Origin of the sequence: Paludibacterium yongneupense DSM 18731 (assembly GCF_000422925.1) — a bacterium.
GTDB classification, from domain to species: domain Bacteria; phylum Pseudomonadota; class Gammaproteobacteria; order Burkholderiales; family Chromobacteriaceae; genus Paludibacterium; species Paludibacterium yongneupense.
In genome coordinates, this window is the sequence record NZ_AUGZ01000020.1 from 68,158 (window position 1) to 92,574 (window position 24,417).

Genomic DNA, 24,417 nt, shown 5'->3' on the forward strand with positions numbered 1-24,417 from the left:
GGGCCCGCTTGCGGGGCCCTCGTCATTTCTGGATCGCGGTTGACGTGCAGGGCAGGAGGTGGCAATCTGGAGTGTTTGATTCAAACCATCGTTTGAATGAAAACAAGAAGGAGGCGGCATGCAGCTGCGTACTATCACCGTTTTCGGCGCGTTGTTCGCCCTGTCCGCCGTCGCGCAGGCCTCCGATAGCCCGGTCGGAACCTGGAAAAACATCGATGACGAAACCCACCAGGCCAAGGCGCTGATCCAGATCAGCCAGGATGCCGATGGCGAGTTGAGCGGCCGCATCGTGAAACTGCTGCAGCATCCCGATGCGGTATGCGACAAATGCGACGGTGAACTGAAGGGCCGGCCGGTTCTCGGCATGACCATTCTGTGGGGATTGAAACAGGACGGCGAGGCTTGGAGGGGCGGCAAAATCATCGACCCGAAGTCCGGTTCCGTCTATAGTGCGAGTCTGAAGGTGCTCGATGGCGGCCGCAAGCTCGATGTCCACGGCTATATCGGCATCTCCTTGCTCGGCCGTTCACAGGTGTGGGAACGGCAATGATTCCAGGGCGGCGCCGGTCGCAACCGGCGCCGCCGTTCCCCATCCCCCCCCCTTCCGTTACAATCCGGGCTGATGAGCCCAATTCACGATCTAGCCAACCAGCCGCTGACCGCCGCGCCGGCCACCGCGAAAAAGCTTGAAAAGCTCGGCATACGCCGGCGTTTCGACTTCATTCTTCATCTTCCGCTGCGCTATGAAGATGAGACCCACCTGTATCCGATCGCCAGTGCGCCCTACGGCCAGGCCGTGCTGGTCGAAGGCGAGGTGCTGTCGCAGGAGATCCAGTTCAAGCCGCGTCGGCAGCTGGTGGTGCAAATCGAGGATGCGACGGCGACGCTGATATTGCGCTTCATTCATTTCTATCCGAGCCAGCAGAAGCAACTAGCAATCGGGCGTCGCGTGCGCGCGCTGGGCGAGGTCCGGCGCGGTTTCTTCGGCGACGAGATGGTGCATCCGAAATGCCGCGATGTTCTGCCCGGCGATGGCCTGGCCACCAGCCTGACGCCGGTCTATCCCACTGTCGCCGGTCTTGCGCAGCCAGTATTGCGGCGCATGGTGCAACAGGAACTCAAGGCCCAGCCGCTGTTCGAGACGCTCCCCCCGGGAATGGCCGAGGCAGAACGGCTCATCCCGTTTGCTGACGCGGTCAGCATCCTGCACGCGCCGACGCCCGACTACTCGGTCAAGCAGTTGACCGATCCCTTGTTGCCGGCATGGCAGCGGCTCAAATTCGACGAATTGCTCGCACAACAGTTGTCCATGAGGCTCGCTTACCGGGCGCGGCGCCAGGGCCGCGCGGTGGCAATACGCGGCGACGGTCGCCTGAGTACCCCATTCCTGAACGGCTTGCCTTTCGCCTTGACGCGGGCACAGCAGAAAGTGCTGGCCGAAATTCATGCCGATATGGGGGCGGAGCATCCCATGCACCGCTTGCTGCAGGGCGACGTCGGCAGCGGCAAGACCGTGGTGGCGGCGCTGGCGGCGCTGGCGGCGATTGAAGCCGGATTCCAGGTCGCGCTGATGGCGCCGACCGAAATTCTCGCCGAACAGCATTATCTGAAGTTGTCGGCCTGGCTCGCGCCCTTGGGGGTCGACGTCGCCTGGTTATCGGGCTCGCTGCGCAAGAAACAGAAAACCGACGTCCTTGCCCGCATCGGCGACGGGACGGCGCGCCTGGCGGTCGGCACCCATGCGCTGTTCCAGGACACTGTGCAGTTTGCCGGGCTGGGGCTTGCCATCGTGGACGAACAGCACCGCTTTGGCGTGGGGCAGCGGCTGGCGCTCAAGGACAAGGGCGGGGAGCCGCACCAGTTGATGATGTCGGCGACACCGATTCCGCGTACGCTGGCGATGAGTTTTTTCGCCGACCTCGACGTCTCAGTTATCGATGAATTGCCACCGGGGCGCACCCCTATCGTCACCAAGTTGATCAACAGCGGGCGTCGTGAAGAAATCATCGCCTTCGTCGACAAGACCTGCCGTCAGGGGCAGCAAGTGTATTGGGTCTGCCCCTTGATCGAAGAGTCGGAAACCTTGCAGTTGCAGACGGCGGTCGATACGCATCTCCAACTGGGCGAAGACCTGCCGCAATGGAAGGTGGGGCTGGTTCACGGGCGGATGAAACCGGCAGAGAAGGCGGCGGTGATGGCCGCGTTCGCCGCCAACGAATTGCAAGTACTGGTGGCGACCACGGTGATCGAGGTCGGGGTCGATGTCCCCAACGCCAGTCTGATGGTGATAGAACACGGTGAGCGCATGGGGCTCGCGCAGTTGCATCAGTTGCGGGGGCGCGTCGGCCGCGGGAGCGCCAAAAGTGTGTGCGTATTGATGTTCGAGACGCCGCTGTCCGAGTTGGCCAAGGCGCGGCTGAAGGTCATCTACGAGCATACCGACGGCTTCGAAATCGCACGTCAGGACTTGCAGATCCGCGGGCCGGGCGAGTTTCTCGGTGCGCGCCAGAGCGGGGCGCCCATGCTGCGTTTTGCCAATCTGGAAGAAGATATCGCACTGCTCGAACGCGCGCGCGAACTGGCTCCGCTCATGCTTGAGCGCTGGCCGGAGGCGGTGCAACGCCATCTCGACCGGTGGCTGGCCGGACGCGAGCACTTCCTCAAGGCTTGAGGCGCGGCTCAGGTTTCTATCAATGATTGCATCAAGCCGCGCAGCCAGCACAGTGCGGGAGCCTTGTCCTGCACCGGATGCCACACGCAGTTGAGGTGATAGGCGGGAAGGTCGGCCGGCAGGCCGACCCGGCGCAGTGGCCAGGTAGAGCACAGCAGTGCGGCCACGCGTTGCGGCAGTATCAGCAGATGCTCTGTGTGGCTGACGATGGCGGCGGCGGACATATAGCTCTGGCTGTTGACCGAGATGGTACGCTGTACGCCATGGCGCTCGAGGTAGCGGTCGACGGTCGAGGTCCGCGTTCCGAGCGGCGAATGGAAAACATGCGGGATCGCGATCAACTGCGCGAGCGACAAGCCGCTGCCGGCCGCCGGATGGCGTGCGCTGACGACTCCGGCCAGTGGTTCGGTCAGCCAGGTCTCGCGGCAGAGATGGCCAGGGACGTCCATGTACTCGTCGAAGCCCAGCACCAGATCGATGGCGCCGTTCGCGAGCTCGGCTTCCGGAACCCGGTCGCGCAGGATCAGTATCTCGATGCGCAGCCCGGGGGCGATTCTTTCCAGCCGCTCGATCAGGGGCGGAATGAGCACGCATTCGACATAGTCGGTGGTGCAGATGACGAAACGGCGCGACGAAGTCTGTGGTTCGAATTCTTCCGGTTCGTTCAGATGCTGCTCCAGCAGGCGCAGTGCATGGCGAATGCCGGGATGCAGCTTGAGCGCGCGCGCGGTCGGCAGCATGCCGTGCTGGCTGCGTACGAGCAGCGGGTCGTCGAAGAACTGGCGCAGCCGATTGAGCGCATGGCTCATCGCGGGCTGGCTGATATAGAGCTGCTCGGCGGCGCGGGTAACGCTGCCGTGTTCGAGCAGGGCATCGAAGGCCAGTAGCAGATTGAGATCGAGCTGGTGCAGTTTCACCGGATATTCGCGCTGTTTATGCGGGTATCTATGGTATTCATTTGATAGATAGCAGGTCAAATCCTAGACTGGCCCCATAACCCCTCCCTCAAGGACTGTGAAGATGGCAAAGGTAACCGTAGCGGCAACGCAGATGGCGTGCAGCTGGGACATCGCGGCGAATATCGCCCGCGCCGAAAAACTGGTACGCACCGCCGCGGCGCAAGGCGCCCAGATTATCCTGATCCAGGAGTTGTTCGAAGCCCCTTATTTCTGCATCGATCAGAGCCCCGAGCATTTTGCCCTGGCACGACCGCTGGCTGGCAATCCCCTGATCGCTCACTTTAGCCAGCTGGCGCGCGAACTGGAAGTGGTGCTGCCGTTGAGCTTTTTCGAACGCGGCAATAATGCCCACTACAATTCGCTCGTCGTCATCGACGCCGATGGCACGGTGCTCGATGTCTACCGTAAAACCCATATCCCCAATGGCCCCGCCTATCAGGAGAAGCAATTCTTCACGCCAGGCGATACCGGCTTCAAGGTGTGGCAGACGCGCTATGCGAAGATAGGCGTTGGCATCTGCTGGGATCAGTGGTTCCCCGAAACCGCGCGCAGCCTGGCGCTGGCCGGGGCCGAACTGATTTTCTTTCCGACCGCCATCGGCTCAGAACCCGCCTACCCGGAGATCGACAGCCAGCCGCACTGGACACGCGCCCAGCAAGGTCATGCCGCATCCAATCTGGTGCCGGTCATCGCATCGAACCGCATCGGTACCGAGCACAGCAAATTCGTTCCCGGACTTGAAATGACCTTCTATGGATCGTCCTTCATTGCCGACCAGACCGGCGAGTTGGTGGCCCAGGCCGATCGGGTCAGCGAGACGGTGCTGGTGCACAGCTTCGACCTGGACGCGATTGCGCGCCAGCGCATCAGTTGGGGGGTATTCCGCGACCGCCGTCCGGAAGCCTATGCCGCCTTGCTTACTTCGGATGGCAGCCATCGCGCCGCCGCGGCGGAAGGGGGCAAGGCATGAGCCCGCGCGAGCTTGCTTCCGTACCGCGCGACGATGGTTATCGCATGCCTGCCGAGTGGGAAGCGCAGCAGGCGGTGTGGATGCTCTGGCCCTACCGCCCGGATAACTGGCGTGACGGCGGCCGCCATGCGCAGGCGACTTTCGCCCGCGTCGCCGCTGCCATCGCCGAGGCGACGCCGGTGTTCATGGGGGTGCCCGAGGCCGAGATGGAAAAAGCACGCGCGACGATGCCTGCCGCCGTCACGCTGATTGCGCTGGCGAGCGACGACGCCTGGACGCGCGATACCGGTCCGACCGTACTGGTCGATGACGCTGGCCATTGCCGCGGCGTCGACTGGCAATTCAATGCCTGGGGCGGACATAACGGCGGTCTGTACTCCCCGTGGGATCAAGACAGCCTGGTGGCGGGGGCGGTGCTCGAACGACATGCTTTCGATCGTTATGTCGCACCGCTGGTGCTGGAAGGCGGTTCCATTCACGTCGACGGCGAAGGCACCTTGCTGACGACCGCCGAGTGCCTGCTCAACCCCAACCGCAACCCCGAGCTGGGACAGGCCCAGATAGAAGCCCTGTTGCGCGATTATCTGGGCGTCGATACCTTCATCTGGCTGCCGGAAGGGGTCTATATGGATGAAACAGACGGCCACATCGACAATATGTGCTGCTTTGCGCGTCCGGGCGAAGTGATCCTGCATTGGACCGACGACGAGAGCGACCCGCAGTATGCACGGTCGCATGCCGCTTTCGAGGTGTTGAGCCAGGCGCGCGATGCGCGCGGGCGTCAGCTCAAGATCTGGAAGCTGCCGCAACCGGGACCGCTGTACTGCAGCGAAGAAGAAGCGTGCGGCGTCGAGTCCGGCAGCGGAGTGCCGCGACCGGCTGGTGGGCGCCTCGCCGCCTCCTATGTCAACTTCCTGATCAGCAATCGCTGCATTGTCTTCCCGTTGCTCGACCCGGCGACCGATGGCGAAGCGGAAAGGCGCCTGCGGGAGATTTTCCCCGGCTACACGGTCACCGGGGTGCCGGCGCGGGAAATCTTGCTCGGTGGCGGCAACATCCACTGCATTACGCAGCAGATCCCGCGCGGCTGAAGCGACCGGGGGCGGAAACGGACGGGCTTCCTGTATGGGAGTCCGTCTTTTTTTGTCACGTGGCAGCGCCGGACGAAAAAATGCCTCGGCTGGGGGGCCGAGGCTTAAAGGGATTGCTGCAAACAACAAAGGAGAAACCATGATGAAGCCCGTGTATGTTAACAAGGCATCGCGATGCTCACAATACGCCAGGTGCTTTTTTAGTTGACATGAGTCAAATCCAGGTGTTAACCCATGCTGGATAGGACGTTATATGTAGTTTTGTTTCAGTTTTTTCTGTACCGAATTGTTATCCGGCAAAAAAAAACCCGCCGTAGCGGGTGTGTATCGACGAGCCGTCCTGGTCTAGTGGATCCATTGCGTCGCCAAGTAGTAGAGGCTTGCCGATAACATCATGGCCGCCGGCAGCGTGAACAGCCACGCCAGCAGGATGTTGCGGATGGTGGACATCTGCAGGCCGGCACGGTCGGCGACCATGGCACCGGCAATACCGCTTGAGAGCACGTGGGTGGTCGAGACGGGCATGCCGAACCAGCTGGCCAGGCCAATGGACAGACCCGCGGTGATTTGCGCCGACATCCCCTGCGCGTAGGTCATGTCCTTCTTGCCTATGCCCTCGCCCACGGTTTTGACGACACGGCGCCAGCCGATCATGGTCCCGACGCCCAGCGCGAGTGCAACCGACATGATCACCCAGGTCGGCGCATATTCGGTGGTCACTACGAGATCGGAACGCAGGCTTTGCAGGTGGTGTTTGTCGGCGCTGGTCAGGCCGGGCAGGGTGCTTGCCAGTTTGGCCGCATCATCCAGGCAGAGCAGGTTGGAGCGGACATCCCAGCGCTGCTGCGAGTTGAGCTTGTGATAATCGCCGGTATTGTCGAGCAGCGCGGTCAGGCGAGCGACGGTGGCCGCCGTCTGCTGCGAATCGCAACCGCCATTGGCAGCATGGGCGCCGGCCAGTTTGGCGCTCAGTGCGGCGTCATGCTTTTCGTAGAAGCGTTGCAGATGGACTGCCGCATCGCGGCTGCGCTCGATCTGGTAGGTGTTGCTGTCCATATTGAGCACGTAGTTGGCCGGAACGATCCCGATCAGAACCAGCATGATCAAACCAATGCCCTTCTGGCCATCGTTGGAGCCGTGCGCGAAGCTGACGGTCATCGCCGACAGGATCAGCATGAAGCGCGTCCAGAACGGGGGGTGCTTGCGTCCCTCGACCTGCTGGCGCTGGAAGGGGGTCTTGTGCATATTGCTGCGACCGCGATAGCGGCGCAATACGCGAACAATCAGCCCCGCAAGCAGCAATCCGACCAGCGGCGAACACAATAGCGACGCGCCGACTTCGAGCGCCTTGCCCCAGTTGATGCCGGTGGCCAGCGGAACATGGGTGAGCGCGGCGTGAGCGAGTCCGACGCCGAGGATGGCACCGATCAGTGTGTGCGAACTCGATGCCGGCAAGCCGAGATACCAGGTGCCGAGATTCCAGATGATGGCGGCGGCGAGCAGCGCGAATACCATGGACAAGCCGCGCGTGGTGTTGACCGAGATCAGCAGGTCGACCGGAAGCAGGTGCACGATGGCGTAGGCCACGGCGAGTCCGCCGGACAGAACGCCCAGAAAATTGCACAGACCGGAGGCGAACACCGCCAGACGCGGTTTCATGGACTGGGTATAAATAACCGTAGCCACGGCATTGGCCGTGTCATGGAAGCCATTGATGAATTCGAAGAAAAGGACGAATCCAAGCGACAGGATCAGGGTGAAGGCCACATGTGGCGCGAGCCCTGAGAACAGTTCCAGCATGGTTTTTTGAATTCTTTGGGAGAAGGCGCGATTGTTGGGGGACGCTCGACAATCGTCAAGAGGGGGGATGCATGTTTCGATGGGTCTGTCGCATCCTGTCCAATGGCGGGGAATGTTGCTTGACAGATGCGCAGGTCAGGCCGTTTCAGTCAATTCGGCGGGTTCCGCCTGCGCCGTTGCGGGCGCAGGCGTTTGCCGCGGTCCGGTCAGCCGAATTTGCCGGTAATGTAGTCTTCGGTGGCCTTCTGCTTGGGCGCAGTGAAGATCGCGTCGGTTTCGCCGAATTCGACCATCTCGCCGAGATACATATAAGCGGTGAAGTCGGACACCCGCGCCGCCTGCTGCATATTGTGCGTGACGATGGCGATGGTGTAGTCCTCTTTCAGTTCATGTATCAATTCTTCGATATGCGCAGTTGATATCGGGTCCAGGGCCGAGGTCGGTTCGTCGAGCAGCAGAACCTCGGGACGCGCCGCGACTGCGCGTGCGATGCACAAGCGCTGCTGCTGGCCGCCGGACAGCGAATTGCCGGACTGCTTGAGCTTGTCTTTGACTTCGTCCCACAGTGCCGCCTTGCGCAAGGCCCACTCGATGCGGTCGTCCGTTTCGGAGCGCGAAAGCTTCTCGTACAGACGTACGCCGAAGGTGATGTTGTCGTAGATCGACATCGGGAACGGTGTCGGCTTCTGGAATACCATGCCGACTTTCGCGCGCAGCAGGTTGATGTCGATGCTGCGTTCCAGGATGTTCTGCTCGTCGAGGATGATCTCGCCTTCGGCCCGCAGTCCCGGATACAGTTCGTACATGCGGTTGAAGGTGCGCAGCAGCGTCGACTTGCCGCAACCTGACGGGCCGATGAAGGCCGTAACCTTGTTCGGAGCGATATCGAGCTGGATATTCTTCAGCGCCTGAAACTTGCCGTAATAGAAGTTCAGATTGCGGACTTGAAGCTTGTTGCTGTTTTCAGCCATATTCGAGCAAGCCTTAATGCGATTGTGATTTCTGACTGCCCAGCCAGCGGGCAACGATATTCAGCGCCAGCACGCTGAAGGTGATCAGCAGGGAACCGGCCCAGGCCAGCGTGTGCCAGTCCGAGTAGGGGCTCATGGCGAACTGGAAGATGACGATGGGCAGGTTGGCCATCGGCTGGTTCATATTGCTGTTCCAGAACTGATTGTTGAGCGCGGTGAACAACAGCGGCGCAGTTTCGCCCGAGATCCGTGCGATGGCCAGCAGCACGCCGGTCAATACGCCGGCCTTGGCCGAGCGCAGGGTGACGTGCATGATCACCTTCCACTGCGGCGCCCCCAATGCGGCGGCGGCTTCGCGCAGACTGCTCGGGACCAGGCGCAGCATGTTTTCGGTGGTGCGTACAACGACCGGGATCACGAGCAAGGACAGTGCCAGCGAGCCGGCCCAGCCCGAGAAGTGACCGACCGATACCACATACACTTCATAGACGAACAGGCCGATGACGATGGACGGCGCCGACAGCAGAATGTCATTGATGAAGCGCGTGGCCGGGGCCAGCCAGCCGCGCTGACCGAATTCCGAGAGGTAGACGCCGGCCAGTATGCCGATCGGGGTGCCGATCAGCGTGCCAAACAGCGTCATCGCCAGGCTGCCGAAGATGGCGTTGGCCAGACCGCCGGCACTGCCGGGAGGCGGCGTGCTCTGGGTGAATACGGCCAGAGACAGCCCGGACAGGCCGTACTGCAACAGCGTGAACAGTATCCAGCACAGCCAGAACAGGCCGAACAGCACGGCCAGCAGCGAGGCGACCATGGTGAAGGAGTTGACCAGGCGCCGCTTGCGATACAGCGCAGGGTTCATGCCAGCGCTCGGCGCTTGGGTGGTGACTTTGATTGATTGCATGGTCTGTGGCGTCGTGTTCATTGATTCATCCGGTTACGAGGCCCGCCCTTCCTGCTTCTTCAAACGCAGGAGCAGGAGTTTGGAGCAGGCGAGCACCACGAAGGTGATGAAGAACAGGATCAGGCCCAGTTCGATCAGCGACGACAGATACATCTCGCCGTTGGCCTCGGCGAATTCGTTGGCCAGGGTGGACGAGATCGAGTTGCCGGGGGCGAACAGGTTGTCGGGGAAATTGGCCGAATTGCCGATGACGAAGGTAACCGCCATGGTTTCGCCCAGCGCGCGGCCGAGGCCGAGCATGATGCCACCGATGACGCCGTTCTTGGTATAGGGGAGTACGACGTAGCGAACGACTTCCCAGGTCGTCGAGCCCAGACCGTAGGCGGATTCCTTCAGCATGGTCGGCACGATCTCGAACACATCCCGCATGACCGAGGCAACGAAGGGGATCACCATGATGGCCAGGATCAGGCCGGCGGTGAACATGCCTATGCCCATCGGCGCGCCGCGAAACAGAAAGCCGACGCCGGGCACGTTGCCGAACACCGCGATCAGGGACGGCTGCACCTTGTCGGCGAACAGCGGGGCGAATACGAACAAGCCCCACATGCCGTAGATGATGGACGGGATGCCGGCGAGCAGCTCGATGGCAATGCCGAGCGGACGCTTGAGCCAGTTCGGGCACAGCTCGGTCAGAAAGACCGCGATGCCGAAGCTGACGGGCACGCCGATAAGGAGCGCGATAAAGGAGGTGACCAGCGTGCCGAATACCGGCACCAGCGCACCGAAGCGATTGTTGACCGGATCCCATTCGCTTGAGAACAGAAATCCAAAGCCGAACGATTTGATGCTCGGCATGGAACCGATCAGCAGCGAGATCAGGATCCCGATCAGGAGCGCCAGGACCAGGAAGGCGAAAAATCGGGTCAGCAGGAAAAAGGCCCGATCAAGCCGCCGCTGGTGCTGCATGTGCTTAGCGTTGAGAAACTGCGTCATTCGTCACTCATAAGTCTGGAATGTGTTGCAGACAAAAAGCCGGGGAGCGATCCCCGGCTGGCTATCTGTCGGCTGCAAGGTACAGCCTTATTTCCATACCGGCTTGCCGCTGTTGTCCACAACTTGCTTCCAGCTGTCGCGGATCATGTTCTTGACATTGCCCGGCAGCGGGATGTAATCGAGCTGTTCGGCAGTCGCGTCGCCGTTCTTGTACGCCCAGTCGAAGAACTTCAGCACGGCCGTGGCTTGTTCCGGCTTATCCTGTTTCTTGTGCAGCAGGATGAAGGTAGCGCCGGAAATCGGCCAGCTGTTCGCGCCAGGCTGGTTGGTCAGCAGCAGGAAGTATCCCGGAGCCTTCTTCCAGTCGGCATTGGCAGCGGCAGCCTGGAAGGCGGCGGCATTGGGGGTGACGTACTTGCCTGCTTCGTTCTGCAGCAGGGTGTAGGTCATCTTGTTTTGCTTGGCGTAAGCGTATTCTACATAACCGATGGAGTTTTTGATGCGTGCGACGAAGTTGGCCACCCCTTCGTTACCCTTGCCGCCTTGACCGGTCGGCCAGGCGACCGAGGTATTGGCGCCGACTTTCTTCGCCCAATCCGGCGAAACCTTGGACAGGTAGTTCGTGAAGATGAAGGTGGTGCCCGAACCATCCGCGCGGCGAACGGCAAAAATGGTGTCGTTCGGCAGCTTGACGCCCGGGTTGATGCGGGTCAGTTGCGGATCGTTCCACTTGGTGATCTTGCCGAGGTAGATTTCGGCCAGCAAGGGGCCGGTCAGCTTGATCTGGCCAGGCTTCAGGCCCGGGATGTTCACGACAGGAACCACACCGCCGATGACGGTCGGGAATTGGGTCAGGCCGGATTTGGCCAGGACGTCCGGTTGCAGCGGCATGTCGGAGGCGCCGAAGTCCACGGTCTTGGATTGGATCTGCTTGATACCACCACCGGAACCGATCGACTGATAGTTCATGTTGGTGCCGGTCTGGGCGCGGTAGGCTTCGGCCCATTTGGCGTACAGCGGGTACGGGAAGGTGGCGCCGGCGCCGGTGATGTTGTCGCCCGCGAACGAAGTCGTGGAAATCAGGGCACAAGCAAACAGAGAGGCCAGCTTGGTAGTCGTCTTCATGAGTTCTCCATGGGAGGTGCAATTCATACGGAACGAACCGCATCGTAAGCCTGCTAGTTTGCAGAAATATTACAATTCGTGGAAAGGCGGCGGCGCACTGGTTCGATATGCCGCTACAAGGCTATAATTTGCCCTTGTCTACTCGGGAGAGCCGCATGTCAGGGAAGTTGGTGATCGGCAACTGGAAAATGCACGGGAGCCTGGCTTCGAACCGTAACCTGGTGCGCGGCATGCTCGAAGACTGGTGGATCAACCGCAAGGGCGTTGCGCTTGCGTCTCCGCATATTTACCTGTTGCAGCTCGCCGACCTGCTCGAATACAGCCCGGTAGCCCTGGCGGCGCAGGATGTCAGCTCTTTTGGCGCCGACGGCGCCTACACCGGCGAAGTATCGGCTCCTATGCTTGCCGACATGGGCTGCCGCTATGCCTTGCTCGGCCATTCCGAGCGGCGGAACTATTTCAAGGAAGACAACCGGGTGCTGGGGGTGAAGCTGCGCAATACGCTGGCGACGGCCGTCACTCCCGTATTGTGCGTCGGCGAAACCTTGCAGGAGCGCGAGTCGGGCTGCCATCTGCAAGTGATCGAGCAGCAACTGGAGATCGCGGCAGGGCTCGAGGCCGGGCGGGTCATGATCGCCTATGAGCCGGTATGGGCGATCGGAACCGGCAAGGTTGCGACCTTGGCCCAGATCCGGGAAATGCATGACAGCATCAAAGCCTGGTGCTTGCAAAACCAAAAAGGCTCTGCTAAGATTCATGTTCTCTACGGCGGCAGTGTCAAGGCTGACAACGCTGAAGCCATTCTGTCGATCGACAGTGTCGACGGCGCTCTTGTAGGTGGGGCGTCGCTAGACGTCGGATCATTTGCAATGATTTGCCAGGCCGCTGATAAATTGGTATAGTATGGAACTTCTTAAGACGTTAATCTGGATTGTCAACCTGTTGTCCGCTTTGTCGGTTATCGTGCTCGTTTTGATGCAGCACGGCAAGGGCGCGGATATGGGTGCCGCCTTCGGTGGCGGGTCCTCTGGCAGTTTGTTTGGCGCATCGGGTTCTGCTAACTTTTTGAGTAGAACGACCGCGATCGTAGCGGTGATATTTTTCTCGACCAGCATGTCGCTTGTCTATCTCTCTGGGGGGAGTAGGGGCGAGCTGGGCGTGATGGCCGGCAAAGTTGAACAAGCAGCGCCGCAAATCCCGGGCGGAGTTGCAAAAGATAAAACTTCAGGTACGAAGATACCCGAATAATAAAAAGTTAATGCTTAACAGTGCCGACATGGTGAAATTGGTAGACACGCTATCTTGAGGGGGTAGTGGCGTAAGCTGTGTGAGTTCGAGTCTCACTGTCGGCACCACCATTCAAAAGCAGGCCACCGGGATTTCCGGTGGCCTGTTTTATTTGGAGCCCAGGGGGTGTGAGCCTCCTTTTTAAAGGGGATTCGGGAAAATGCTGCAAAACTACTTTCCCATTCTGCTGTTTGTCATTGTCGGGCTTTTGGTTGGCATCGGTCCCATCGTCGTTGGATGGATACTGGGCCCCCACCGTCCCGACCCTGAAAAGCTATCTCCCTATGAGTGCGGCTTCGAGGCCTTCGAAGACGCACGCATGCGCTTTGACGTCCGTTACTATCTCGTTGCCATCCTGTTTATCCTTTTCGACCTTGAAATTGCATTCATGTTTCCGTGGGCTATCGTGCTCAAGGAGCTTGGCATGTTCGGTTTCGTCGTGATGCTTGAATTCCTGGCCATCCTGACGATAGGTTACATCTACGTATGGAAAAAGGGAGCGCTGGAATGGGAATAGAGGGTATTCTGGAAAAAGGGTTCATCACCACCACCGCCGATACGCTCATCAATTACATGCGCACCGGTTCGATGTGGCCCATGACCTTCGGTCTGGCCTGTTGTGCCGTCGAAATGATGCATGCGGGGGCGTCGCGTTACGACCTCGACCGTTTTGGCATCGTTTTTCGCCCGAGTCCGCGCCAGAGCGATCTGATGATCGTTGCCGGCACCTTGTGCAACAAGATGGCGCCTGCCCTGCGCAAGGTCTACGACCAGATGGCCGAGCCGCGCTGGGTGATCTCGATGGGCTCCTGTGCCAACGGCGGCGGCTACTACCACTACTCGTACTCGGTGGTGCGCGGTTGCGATCGCATCGTACCGGTTGATGTCTACGTTCCGGGTTGCCCTCCGACTGCAGAGGCATTACTGTACGGTATTGTCCAGCTTCAGAACAAAATCAAACGCACCAATACCATCGCCCGTTGAGGTAGGAAACCATGGCCTCCAAACTGGAAGCGCTCAAGTCATCTGTCGAAAAGGTGCTGGGCGAAAAACTCGTGCGCGCGACGATCGCGCTCGAGGAATTGACGGTTGTCTGCGCGGCGTCCGATCTTGCCGCCACGCTCACCCGCTTGCGCGACGAGCCCGAGCTCAGCTTCGAGCAGTGTGTCGATCTCTGTGGTGTCGATTACAGCGCCTATGCGGATCTTCCGTGCGACGGCCCCCGCTACGCCGTCGTCTATCATCTGCTGTCGCTCAAGCACAATTGGCGCCTGCGCCTGCGCGTGTTTGCCGCTGACGACGATTTTCCCGTGCTGCCCACCTCGGTCGAGGTATGGAACGGTAACAACTGGTTCGAGCGCGAGGCGTTCGATCTGTATGGCATCGTGTTCGAAGGCCATCCCGATCTGCGCCGCTTGCTGACCGACTACGGTTTCGTCGGCCATCCCTTCCGCAAGGATTTTCCGGTTTCCGGCCACGTCGAGATGCGTTACGACCCGGATCAGCATCGTGTCATCTACCAGCCGGTCACCATCGAGCCACGCGAGATCGTGCCGCGCATCATTCGCGAGGAGAACTACGGTGGCTGAAATCCGCAACTTCACTCTCAACTTCGGCCCGCAACACCCGGCTGCGCACGGCGTGCTGCGGCTGGTGCTGGAGCTGGACGGCGAAGTCGTTCAGCGCGCCGATCCCCATGTCGGACTGCTGCACCGCGCGACCGAGAAACTGGCCGAGACCCGGACCTATCTGCAGGCGCTGCCGTATATGGATCGTCTCGACTATATGTCGATGATGTCCAACGAGCAGGCTTACTGCCTGGCCGTGGAAAAACTCACCGGCGTCGATGTGCCGCTGCGCGCCCAGTATATCCGCGTGATGTTCGCCGAAATCACCCGGCTGCTGAACCATCTGCTGTGGATAGGCTCGCACGCTCTCGATATCGGTGCCATGACGGTGTTCCTGTACGCGTTTCGCGAGCGCGAAGACCTGATGGACTGCTACGAGGCGGTTTCCGGTGCGCGCATGCATGCGGCCTACTTCCGTCCCGGGGGCGTGTATCGGGATCTGCCGGACAGCATGCCGCAGTACACGGTCTCCAAGATCAAGAGCGCCAAGGAGCTCAAGCGCCTCAATGATCTGCGTTCCGGCAGCATGCTCGACTTTATCGAGGATTTCACCAATCGTTTTCCCGGCTATGTCGACGACTACGAAACGCTGCTCACCGACAACCGGATCTGGAAGCAGCGCACAGTCGGCATCGGCGTGCTGTCGCCCGAACGCGCGCTGAATCTGGGCATGAGCGGCGCCATGTTGCGCGGCTCCGGCGTGGCATGGGACTTGCGCAAGAAGCAGCCCTATGAGGTCTACGATCGCATGGACTTCGATATTCCTGTCGGGGTCAATGGCGACTGCTACGACCGTTACCTGGTCCGGGTCGAGGAAATGCGCCAGTCCAATCGCATCATCCGGCAATGTGTCGATTGGCTGAAGCAGAACCCGGGGCCCGTGATCAGCGGTAACCACAAGGTGGCGCCGCCGTCCCGTGCCGCGATGAAGTCGAACATGGAAGAGCTGATCCATCACTTCAAGCTGTTCACCGAAGGGATGCATGTGCCTGCAGGCGAAGCCTATGCCGCTATCGAGCATCCCAAAGGCGAATTCGGCATCTACCTGGTGTCCGACGGAGCCAACAAGCCGTACCGCATGAAGATCCGTCCGCCGGGCTATGTCCATTTGTCCGCCCTGGATGAACTGGCGCGCGGCCATATGATCGCCGACGTAGTCGCGATCATCGGCACGCTTGATATCGTATTTGGGGAGATCGACCGCTGATGTTGTCCGCAGAATCGCTTGCCAAGATTGACCGCGAGGTGGCCAAGTACCCGGTTGACCAGAAACGGTCCGCCGTGATGGCCGCCTTGCGTATCGCGCAGCAGGAAAAGGGTTGGCTGCAAACCGAAACCATCGAATACGTCGCGAACTATCTCGGAATCGCGCCGGTCGCCGCTTATGAAGTGGCGACTTTCTATAATATGTACGACCTCAGTCCGGTCGGTAAGTACAAGCTGACCGTATGCACCAACCTGCCCTGTGCCCTGCAGGGGGGGGTCGATACCGCAGAATACTTGAAGAGCAAGCTTGGCATCGGCTTCGGCGAGACGACCGCAGACGGTCGCTTCACCCTGCAGGAAGGGGAGTGCATGGGCGCCTGCGGCGACGCGCCGGTCATGCTGGTGAATAACCACAAGATGTGTAGCTTCATGACGCGCGAAGCGATAGATCTCAAACTGGCGGAGTTGGAATAATGGCTATCTTCGTCAAGGGTGTGATTTTCGAGGGGGTGGACACTGCCGCCGCCGATGTCTGGACGCTGGAAGCCTACCGCGCGCGCGGCGGCTACCAGGCGCTGCAGAAGATTCTGCAGACGCCGATCGCGCAGGAAGACGTGATCTCCGAGGTCAAGAACTCGGGCTTGCGCGGGCGCGGCGGTGCGGGGTTCCCGACCGGTCTGAAGTGGAGCTTCATGCCGCGCAGCTTTCCCGGCGATAAATACGTCGTGTGCAACACCGATGAAGGCGAGCCGGGTACGTTCAAGGACCGCGACATCATCCGCTACAACCCGCACGCGCTGATCGAAGGCATGATCATCGCCGGTTATGCGATGGGTTGTCGCGCCGGTTACAACTATATTCACGGCGAGATCTTCGCCGAGTACGAACGTTTCGAAGCCGCGCTGGATGAGGCGCGCCGCGCAGGCCTGCTCGGCGACAACATCCTCGGCAGCGGTTTCAGCTTCGAGCTGCATGCGGCGCATGGCTATGGCGCCTATATCTGCGGCGAGGAAACGGCTCTTCTCGAATCATTGGAAGGCAAGAAGGGGCAACCCCGCTTCAAGCCGCCGTTCCCGGCCAGTTTCGGCCTGTACGGCAAGCCGACCACGATCAATAACACCGAATCATTTGCTTCGGTGCCTTTCATCATCCGCGACGGCGCTGCCGACTTCCTCGAGGCCGGCAAGCCGAATAACGGTGGCACCAAGCTGTTCTCGGTCTCGGGCCATGTCAACCGCCCCGGCAATTACGAAGTTCCGCTCGGCACGCCGTTTGCCGATCTGCTCGCCATGGCTGGCGGCATGAAGGACGGGAAGAAGCTGAAGGCGGTGATTCCCGGCGGTTCCAGCGCTCCGGTGCTGCCGGCCGAATTGATGATGGCGTGCACGATGGATTACGACAGCATCAGCAAGGCGGGATCGATGCTGGGCTCAGGTGCCGTGATCGTGATGAACGAAGACGTCTGCATGGTGAAGGCGCTGGAAAGACTCGCGTATTTCTACCATGAAGAGTCGTGCGGGCAATGCACGCCGTGCCGCGAGGGCACCGGCTGGCTGTACCGTATCGTGCATCGCATCGAGAACGGCCTGGGCCGTCCGGACGATCTCGATCTGTTGACCTCGGTCGGCAACAATATGGCCGGGCGCACCATTTGTGCGCTCGCCGACGCCGCCGTGTTCCCTGTCAGAAGCTTCACCAAGCACTTCCGGGCCGAGTTCGAATACCACATCGAACACAAGAAGTGCATGGTTGAACATAAATGGTGCTGATCCGGATTCCGGATCGCCTTATTCAGGTAGCGGACAGCTATGCTCGAAATCGAAATCGACGGTAAGAAACTGACGGTGCCGCAGGGCAGCACCGTCATGGAAGCAGCCCACTCGGCGGGAACCCACATTCCGCACTTCTGCTATCACAAGAAGCTCTCCATCGCGGCCAACTGCCGCATGTGTCTGGTGGAAGTGGAAAAAGCCCCCAAACCGCTGCCGGCCTGTGCCACGCCGGTCACCGACGGCATGAAAGTGCACACGCATTCTCCGCTGGCCGTACAGGCGCAGCAGGGAGTGATGGAGTTCCTGCTCATCAACCATCCGCTCGACTGCCCGATCTGCGATCAGGGCGGCGAGTGCCAGTTGCAGGATATCGCCGTCGGCTACGGCGGAGGCGCCTCGCGTTATAAGGAGAAAAAGCGCGCGGTAGTCGGCAAGGACATGGGGCCGCTGGTCAGCGCCGAGGAAATGAGCCGCTGCATTCATTGCACCCGCTGCGTGCGCTTCACGGAAGAGATCGGCGGCTACCAGGAAATCGGCATGGCCGAGCGCGGCGAAGGCTCCGAGATCATGCCTTTCCTCGGCAAGACCGTGGATTCGGAAATCTCCGGCAATGTGATCGACCTGTGCCCGGTCGGTGCGCTGACCTCCAAGCCATTTCGCTACAGCGCCCGCGGCTGGGAATTGTCGCGCCGCAAGTCTGTCGCGCCGCACGACGGTCTCGGCTCCAACCTGGTGGTTCAGGTCAAGGATAACCGGGTACTGCGCGTATTGCCGCGCGACAATGAAGACATCAACGAATGCTGGCTCTCCGACCGCGACCGCTTCTCGTATGAAGGGCTGAACGCTGCCGACCGTCTGCAGAAGCCACGCATCAAGTTCGACGGCAAGTGGCACGAGACCGACTGGACGACCGCGCTCGACTATGTGGTCAAGGGGCTGAACGGGGTGGCGGCGGATCATGGCCGCGATGCGATCGGGGTGCTGGCCAGCCCGCACGCGACCAGCGAAGCCTTGTACCTGTTGCAAAAGGTCGCGCGCGGCTTCGGCGTCAACAATATCGACTCGCGGCTGCGTCAGAGCGATTTCGGCGCCGATGCCGCACGCCGTGGTGCCTACTGGCTGGGGGCCAGCATTGTCGAGCTGGCCGCAGCCAAGTCGCTGCTGCTGGTCGGCAGCAGTATACGTCAGGAGCATCCGCTGCTGGCTGCGCGTCTGCGCCAGTCGGTGAAGAAGGGGGCACAGCTTAATGTCGTGCACGTGGTCGCCGAAGAGCTGCGCTCGCCGGTCAACGCCCGCCTGGTGTTTTCGCCGAATGAGCTGGTCGATGCGCTGGAGCAAGTGCTGGCTGCACTCGCCGAACTGAAGGGCGAGGCGCTTGCCTCCGGACTGGCCGCGGCCGTGCCCGGCGGCGAAGCGCGCCGCATTGCGGCAAGCCTGGCCGAGGCCGAAAGTACCGCCATCGCGCTGGGCAACGTCGCTCAGCACCATCCGGCCTACAGCCGGTTGCTGGCACTGGCGCAGGAGATCGCGCGGCTGACGGGAGGGCGCTTCGGTGTCTTGTCCGAGGCGGCCAATTCGGTCGGTGCACAACTGGCCGGGGCCCTGCCGACGCACGGCGCATTCGGTGCCGCCGTCGCCGCCGGCCTCAACGGCGCCCAGATGCTGGCGGCGCCGCGCAAAGCCTATCTGTTGCTGGAGTGCGACCCGGTCGTCGACGGCTACGATGCGCATGCTGCGCATTCTGCGCTGAAGCAGGCCGAGACCGTGATTGCACTGACTTCGTTTGCGACGCCGACCTTGCTGGAAGACGCCGATGTGCTGCTGCCTGTCTCGCCGTTCTCCGAAACGGCAGGGTCCTTCGTCAACATGGAAGGACGGCTGCAGACATTCAACGGCGTGGTTCGTCCGCTGGGCGAGACCCGTCCTGCCTGGAAGGTGCTGCGCGTGCTCGGCAACCGGCTCGATCTGCCCGGCTTCGAGCAGGAGTCGGTCGAGCAGGTTCGCGCCGAATGGCTGGCGCAAGGGTCGTTGAGCGAGGCGCTGGACAATTCGCACGAGGCGCTCGCCGCGGCTCCTGCCGCGCGCGGCGGTCTGGTCCGCATCGGCGAGATCCCCTTGTACCAGTCCGACATGCTGTGCCGCCATGCTCCGTCGCTGCAGGCGACGCGTGCGGGGGCCGTGCCTGTCGCCTACGCGTCGTCGGCCGTGTTGTCCGCGGCCGGGGTCGAGTCCGGCGCGCAGGTCACGCTGGTGCAGGGGGGGGCGACGTTGTCCTTGCGCATCGAGGTGGACGACAGCCTGCCGGGCGCCTCGGTTCACCTCGCCGCACATCCGCTAACGGCCTTGGCCGGTTTGTTCGACCCGATCGAGATCAGACAGGGGTAAATGATGGAGTTCTTGCAAAGCATTCTTGGCAATGAAGCGGGGCTCGTGTTGTGGACCTTGCTCAAGATCGTCGCAATCGTGCTGCCGACCTTGCTTGCCGTGGCCTACCTGACCTACGCGGAGCGCAAGGTTATCGGTTATATGCAGGTGCGTATCGGCCCGAACCGGGTCGGTCCGCTGGGCTTGCTGCAGCCGATAGCCGATGCCGTGAAGCTGATGATGAAGGAAATCATCATGCCGTCGCAGGCCAGCAAAGGACTGTTCGTGCTGGCGCCCATACTGGCCATTGCCCCGGCGCTCGCTGCCTGGGCAGTGATTCCTTACACCGACCACCTGGTGCTGGCCAATGTCGACGCATCGCTGCTGTATATCATGGCGATCACGTCGATGGGGGTGTACGGCATCATTCTGGCTGGCTGGGCCGGCAACTCGAAATATTCCTTTCTCGGCGCGATGCGTTCTGCCGCACAGATCGTGTCCTACGAGATTGCGATGGGCTTTGCCCTCGTCGGCGTGCTGATGGTCTCGGGCAGCCTCAATCTGGTCGAAATCGTGCATCGGCAGGGGCAGGGTCTGGCCGGCGGCTCACTGCTGTCGTGGAACTGGCTGCCGCTGTTCCCCCTGTTCCTGGTCTACCTGATTTCCGGTGTGGCCGAGACCAACCGGGCGCCGTTCGACGTCGCCGAGGGCGAATCGGAAATCGTGGCGGGTTTCCATGTGGAATATTCCGGGATGGCTTTCGCCGTGTTCTTTTTGGCGGAATATGCCAACATGATACTGGTCGCCGCCATGACCTCGATCATGTTCCTCGGTGGCTGGCTGTCTCCGTTCCCCGCTTCGTGGCCGGTACTCGGTGCGGCCAGCATTGCGTGGATGTTCCTGAAGATGGCGTTCGTGCTGTTCTGCTTCTTGTGGTTCCGCGCGACTTTTCCGCGCTATCGCTATGACCAGATCATGCGTCTTGGCTGGAAGGTGTTCATCCCTGTCACGCTGTTGTGGGTGGTGGTGCTGGGCGGTTGGATGATGAGTCCGGTTTCGCTGTGGAATTGAAGGGATAAAGGTTACGAGCATGGAAACGATTCGCAACTTTTTCAAAACCTTCTTGCTGGTCGAATTGGTGAAGGGCCTGATGTTGACCGGCCGCTTCCTGTTCGCCCGCAAGATCACCGTGCAGTACCCGGAAGAGAAGACGCCGCTGTCTCCCCGTTTCCGCGGGCTGCATGCGCAGCGTCGCTACGCCAACGGCGAAGAGCGCTGCATCGCTTGCAAATTGTGCGAGGCGGTTTGCCCGGCCCTGGCGATCTCGATCGAGTCGGAGCAACGCGATGACGGTACGCGCCGCACGACACGCTACGATATCGATCTGACCAAGTGCATCTTCTGCGGTTTCTGCGAAGAGGCCTGTCCGGTGGATGCCATCGTGGAAACGCATATTTTCGAATACCACGGCGAAAAGCGCGGCGATCTGTATTACACCAAACCGATGCTGTTGGCGGTCGGCGATAAATACGAATCGGAAATCGCCGAGCGCAAGGCGGCCGATGCCAAATACCGCTAAGGGGGGGACATGAGCTTTTCAAGTGTCGTATTTTATATTTTGTCCGCGATTCTTGTTTTCGCGGCCGTGCGCGTGATCACCGCCAAAAACCCGGTGCATGCCGCCCTCTACCTGGTACTGGCGTTCTTTACCAGCGCCGGGCACTGGATCCTGCTCGAATCCGAGTTTCTGGCCATCACGCTGGTGCTGGTCTACGTCGGGGCCGTGATGGTGCTGTTCCTGTTCGTGGTCATGATGCTCGATATCAATATCGAGAAATTGCGCGAGGGCTTCTGGCAGCATTTGCCGCTAGCCGGCATCATTGCCCTGGTCATGGTCGGCGAAATGGTGCTCGTGCTGAGCAGTCCGGAGGCCGGACTGGCCAGCTACCGCGCCGCTGCCCCCCTGCCGGGCGACTTCAGTAATGTGCGTCAGCTCGGTCTTCTGCTGTACACCCATTATCTGTACCCGTTCGAGCTGGCGTCGGTGGTGCTGCTGGTGGCCATCGTGGCCGCCATCGCGCTGACCATGCGCCGGCGCAAGGACAGCAAGTACGTCAATCCGGGCGACCAGGCCGCGGTGCGACGCCAGGACCGGGTTCGCCTGGTCAAGATGGAGGCGGAGAAAACCGTCGCCGCTACCGACGTCGCCGCCGGCGACCAAACCCAGGCCTGATGGCCGTCGATAAGAGGGAGGTACCGTGCTGACGCTTACTCACTTCCTGGTGCTGGCAGCCATCCTGTTCGCCATCAGCGTGTTGGGGATTTTCCTCAACCGCAAGAATGTGATCGTGCTGCTGATGGCGATCGAATTGATGTTGCTGGCGGTGAACTTCAACTTCATCGCCTTTTCGCACTACCTGTCGGATACGGCCGGACAGATTTTTGTGTTCTTCATCCTGACGGTGGCCGCGGCGGAATCCGCCATCGGTCTGGCGATACTGGTGGTGCTGTTCCGCAATTTGCGCACCATCAACGTGGAAGACCTGGGCAGCCTCAAGGGCTGAGCCGAAAACCGGATACCAAACTAAAAAGCACGAAACCATGGATATGAAGAGCTTATACCTGCTTATCGCGCTCTCGCCGCTCGCGGGCTCGCTCGTTGCAGGCCTGTTTGGATGGGCGATCGGACGACGCGCTTCACACGTCGTCACGATCCTTGGCGTGGCCGTTTCGGCGGTTCTGTCGTTCAAGGTGTTGCTGGGCTTCCTCGGCGGGCATGCCGAGGTCTTCAACGGCCCGGTCTATACCTGGTTGACGATGGACGGCCTCGACTACTCGGTCGGCTTCCTGGTCGACTCGCTGACGGCGATCATGCTGGTGGTGGTCACCTCCGTCTCCTTGATGGTCCACATCTATACCATCGGCTATATGCAGGAGGATCCCGGATATCAGCGCTTTTTCAGCTATATCTCGCTGTTCACCTTCTCCATGCTGATGCTGGTGATGAGCAACAACTTCTTCCAGCTGTTCTTCGGCTGGGAGGCGGTGGGCCTGGTCTCCTATCTGCTGATCGGCTTCTGGTTCAAGCGGCCCACAGCGATTTTCGCCAACCTCAAGGCTTTCCTGATCAACCGGGTCGGCGACTTCGGCTTCCTGCTCGGCATCGGGTTGGTGCTCGCCTACTTCGGCGGTTCGCTCGACTACCGCGATGTGTTCGCGGCGGCCCCCGGCCTCGCACAGCAGACGATAGAACTGATTCCCGGCCATCCGTGGAATCTGATGACCGTCACCTGCCTGCTGTTGTTTGTCGGTGCGATGGGCAAGTCGGCGCAGTTTCCGCTGCATGTCTGGCTGCCCGACTCGATGGAAGGCCCGACTCCGATTTCCGCGCTGATCCACGCCGCCACCATGGTGACGGCCGGGATCTTCATGGTGTCGCGCATGAGCCCCTTGTTCGAGCTGTCCGATACCGCGCTCAACGTGGTGCTGATCGTCGGGGCCATCACGGCGCTGTTCATGGGCTTCCTCGGCATGGTGCAGAACGACATCAAGCGGGTGGTGGCCTACTCGACCCTGTCGCAGCTCGGCTACATGACCGTGGCCCTGGGGGCGTCGGCCTACTCGATCGCGATGTTCCATGTCATGACGCACGCCTTCTTCAAAGCTTTGCTGTTCCTGGCCGCCGGTTCGGTCATCATCGGCATGCACCACGATCAAGACATGCGCAATATGGGCGGGCTGCGTAAATACATGCCCATCACCTGGCTGACCTCGCTCGTGGGGTCCCTGGCCCTGATCGGAACCCCGTTCTTCGCCGGCTTCTATTCGAAGGATTCGATTATCGAAGTGGTGCAGACTTCGCATCTGTCGGGGGCGGGTTTTGCCACCTTCTCGGTGTTGGCCGGTGTCTTCATCACCGCCTTCTATTCCTTCCGCATGTACTTCCTGGTTTTCCATGGCAAGGAACGCTGGATGGCGGCGAAGCACGATCATCATTCGCATGATGACCACGGCGAGCATCACGGCCTGGCGCCCGACCAGACGCCGCACGAATCGCCCTGGGTTGTCACCTTGCCGCTCGTGCTGCTGGCGATCCCGTCCGTGATCGTAGGCTACCTGGCCGTCGGTCCGCTGGTGTATGGCGATTTCTTCAAAGGGTCCATCTTTATCGACCTCGCGCGTCATCCGGGCATGGAAGAACTCGGCCACGAGTTTCACGGCGCACTGGCGATGGGGATCGCTTCGCTGACATCGCTGCCCCTGTGGCTGGCAGCGGCGGGGGTGGCACTGGCCTGGTTCTTCTATATGAAGGCCCCGCGCTATCCGGCTGCGCTAGCCGAGCGCTTTGCGCCGGTGAAGCGTCTGCTGGACAACAAATACTATCTGGACGAACTGTATTTCGCCGTCTTTGCACGCGGTAGCCGTTTGCTGGGCACTGCGTTCTGGAAGTTCGGCGACATCCTGCTGATCGATGGCCTGCTGGTGAATGGCAGTGCGGGTCTGGTCGGCAAGTTCTCGCGCGTGGTGCGCAAGTGGCAGACCGGCTTTATCTATAGCTATGCGGCAACGATGATCATCGGTGTGCTGGCTTTGATGTCGTTCTGGTTCGCACCGCTCATCCTGCGCTGAATGGATGCAGGTCCGGGATTGAAATAACAACTTAGGCTTAGACT

Annotated in this window: 24 protein-coding genes and 1 tRNA gene; 19 read left to right on the plus strand and 6 right to left on the minus strand. The window is 60.7% G+C overall.

Annotated features, from left to right (window positions below; genetic code table 11):
• Positions 1–118: 118 nt before the first annotated feature.
• Positions 119–550, plus strand: a complete 432-nt coding sequence (locus tag G520_RS0109250; protein WP_028535401.1) for a DUF2147 domain-containing protein — start codon at positions 119–121, stop codon at positions 548–550.
• Positions 551–622: 72 nt separating this feature from the next.
• Positions 623–2,671, plus strand: coding sequence for an ATP-dependent DNA helicase RecG (recG, locus tag G520_RS0109255; RefSeq protein WP_036665886.1), 2,049 nt, complete (start codon positions 623–625; stop codon positions 2,669–2,671).
• 8 nt (positions 2,672–2,679) lie between these two features.
• On the opposite strand, the gene G520_RS0109260 is transcribed toward recG, so the two are convergent.
• On the minus strand, positions 2,680–3,588 hold the full coding sequence (locus tag G520_RS0109260; RefSeq protein ID WP_028535403.1) for a LysR family transcriptional regulator: 909 nt from the start codon (positions 3,586–3,588) through the stop codon (positions 2,680–2,682).
• Positions 3,589–3,691: 103 nt separating this feature from the next.
• Here G520_RS0109260 and aguB point away from each other — a divergent pair, with 103 nt between their 5' ends.
• Positions 3,692–4,600, plus strand: coding sequence for an N-carbamoylputrescine amidase (aguB, locus tag G520_RS0109265; protein ID WP_028535404.1), 909 nt, complete (start codon positions 3,692–3,694; stop codon positions 4,598–4,600).
• Positions 4,597–5,691, plus strand: a complete 1,095-nt coding sequence (gene aguA, locus G520_RS0109270) for an agmatine deiminase (protein WP_028535405.1) — start codon at positions 4,597–4,599, stop codon at positions 5,689–5,691. The genes aguB and aguA overlap by 4 nt, the downstream gene beginning before the upstream one ends.
• A gap of 345 nt (positions 5,692–6,036) precedes the next feature.
• Here the strand turns inward: aguA and G520_RS0109275 are convergent, their stop codons facing one another.
• The 5 genes from G520_RS0109275 to pstS all read right to left on the minus strand — a co-directional run bounded on the left by G520_RS0109275 (position 6,037) and on the right by pstS (position 11,487).
• A complete protein-coding gene (locus G520_RS0109275; RefSeq protein ID WP_028535406.1) occupies positions 6,037–7,491 on the minus strand; it encodes an inorganic phosphate transporter in 1,455 nt (484 codons plus the stop codon).
• A gap of 206 nt (positions 7,492–7,697) precedes the next feature.
• Entirely contained in the window at positions 7,698–8,462 is a 765-nt protein-coding gene (pstB, locus tag G520_RS0109280; protein WP_028535407.1) for a phosphate ABC transporter ATP-binding protein PstB, read from the minus strand.
• 13 nt (positions 8,463–8,475) lie between these two features.
• Positions 8,476–9,366, minus strand: coding sequence for a phosphate ABC transporter permease PstA (pstA, locus tag G520_RS0109285; RefSeq protein ID WP_211222797.1), 891 nt, complete (start codon positions 9,364–9,366; stop codon positions 8,476–8,478).
• A gap of 33 nt (positions 9,367–9,399) precedes the next feature.
• Positions 9,400–10,335 (minus strand): phosphate ABC transporter permease subunit PstC, encoded by a 936-nt coding sequence (gene pstC / locus G520_RS0109290; RefSeq protein ID WP_425516772.1) that lies wholly within the window; start codon positions 10,333–10,335, stop codon positions 9,400–9,402.
• Between the two features lie 114 nt (positions 10,336–10,449).
• Positions 10,450–11,487 (minus strand): phosphate ABC transporter substrate-binding protein PstS, encoded by a 1,038-nt coding sequence (gene pstS, locus G520_RS0109295; protein WP_028535410.1) that lies wholly within the window; start codon positions 11,485–11,487, stop codon positions 10,450–10,452.
• Positions 11,488–11,642: 155 nt separating this feature from the next.
• On the opposite strand from pstS, the gene tpiA reads away from it, so the two are divergent.
• The 15 genes from tpiA to nuoL all read left to right on the plus strand — a co-directional run bounded on the left by tpiA (position 11,643) and on the right by nuoL (position 24,373).
• Positions 11,643–12,389, plus strand: coding sequence for a triose-phosphate isomerase (tpiA, locus tag G520_RS0109300; RefSeq protein ID WP_028535411.1), 747 nt, complete (start codon positions 11,643–11,645; stop codon positions 12,387–12,389).
• A gap of 1 nt (position 12,390) precedes the next feature.
• Entirely contained in the window at positions 12,391–12,735 is a 345-nt protein-coding gene (gene secG / locus G520_RS0109305; protein WP_028535412.1) for a preprotein translocase subunit SecG, read from the plus strand.
• Positions 12,736–12,757: 22 nt separating this feature from the next.
• Positions 12,758–12,842: transfer RNA gene (locus G520_RS0109310), tRNA-Leu, on the plus strand.
• 92 nt (positions 12,843–12,934) lie between these two features.
• Positions 12,935–13,291, plus strand: coding sequence for an NADH-quinone oxidoreductase subunit A (locus G520_RS0109315; RefSeq protein WP_028535413.1), 357 nt, complete (start codon positions 12,935–12,937; stop codon positions 13,289–13,291).
• Positions 13,282–13,758, plus strand: coding sequence for a NuoB/complex I 20 kDa subunit family protein (locus G520_RS0109320; RefSeq protein ID WP_028535414.1), 477 nt, complete (start codon positions 13,282–13,284; stop codon positions 13,756–13,758). The genes G520_RS0109315 and G520_RS0109320 overlap by 10 nt, the downstream gene beginning before the upstream one ends.
• A gap of 11 nt (positions 13,759–13,769) precedes the next feature.
• Positions 13,770–14,363, plus strand: coding sequence for an NADH-quinone oxidoreductase subunit C (locus tag G520_RS0109325; RefSeq protein WP_028535415.1), 594 nt, complete (start codon positions 13,770–13,772; stop codon positions 14,361–14,363).
• Entirely contained in the window at positions 14,356–15,609 is a 1,254-nt protein-coding gene (locus G520_RS0109330; protein ID WP_028535416.1) for an NADH-quinone oxidoreductase subunit D, read from the plus strand. The genes G520_RS0109325 and G520_RS0109330 overlap by 8 nt, the downstream gene beginning before the upstream one ends.
• The gene (nuoE, locus tag G520_RS0109335; RefSeq protein ID WP_028535417.1) at positions 15,609–16,082 is read left to right on the plus strand and encodes an NADH-quinone oxidoreductase subunit NuoE; all 474 of its coding nucleotides are present in this window, start codon (positions 15,609–15,611) and stop codon (positions 16,080–16,082) included. Before G520_RS0109330 ends, nuoE begins: the two co-directional genes overlap by 1 nt.
• The gene (gene nuoF / locus G520_RS0109340) at positions 16,082–17,377 is read left to right on the plus strand and encodes an NADH-quinone oxidoreductase subunit NuoF (RefSeq protein WP_028535418.1); all 1,296 of its coding nucleotides are present in this window, start codon (positions 16,082–16,084) and stop codon (positions 17,375–17,377) included. Before nuoE ends, nuoF begins: the two co-directional genes overlap by 1 nt.
• A gap of 39 nt (positions 17,378–17,416) precedes the next feature.
• Positions 17,417–19,765, plus strand: coding sequence for an NADH-quinone oxidoreductase subunit NuoG (nuoG, locus tag G520_RS0109345; protein WP_028535419.1), 2,349 nt, complete (start codon positions 17,417–17,419; stop codon positions 19,763–19,765).
• Positions 19,766–20,815: an NADH-quinone oxidoreductase subunit NuoH gene (nuoH, locus tag G520_RS0109350; protein ID WP_036665892.1), complete on the plus strand. Its 1,050-nt coding sequence runs from the start codon at positions 19,766–19,768 to the stop codon at positions 20,813–20,815.
• 19 nt (positions 20,816–20,834) lie between these two features.
• Positions 20,835–21,323, plus strand: a complete 489-nt coding sequence (gene nuoI, locus G520_RS0109355; RefSeq protein WP_028535421.1) for an NADH-quinone oxidoreductase subunit NuoI — start codon at positions 20,835–20,837, stop codon at positions 21,321–21,323.
• A 9-nt stretch (positions 21,324–21,332) separates the two neighbouring features.
• Complete coding sequence (locus G520_RS0109360) at positions 21,333–21,977, plus strand: NADH-quinone oxidoreductase subunit J (RefSeq protein ID WP_028535422.1); 645 nt, start codon at positions 21,333–21,335, stop codon at positions 21,975–21,977.
• A gap of 25 nt (positions 21,978–22,002) precedes the next feature.
• Positions 22,003–22,308, plus strand: a complete 306-nt coding sequence (nuoK, locus tag G520_RS0109365; protein ID WP_028535423.1) for an NADH-quinone oxidoreductase subunit NuoK — start codon at positions 22,003–22,005, stop codon at positions 22,306–22,308.
• Positions 22,309–22,345: 37 nt separating this feature from the next.
• Positions 22,346–24,373: an NADH-quinone oxidoreductase subunit L gene (gene nuoL / locus G520_RS0109370; RefSeq protein WP_028535424.1), complete on the plus strand. Its 2,028-nt coding sequence runs from the start codon at positions 22,346–22,348 to the stop codon at positions 24,371–24,373.
• Positions 24,374–24,417 lie beyond the last annotated feature (44 nt).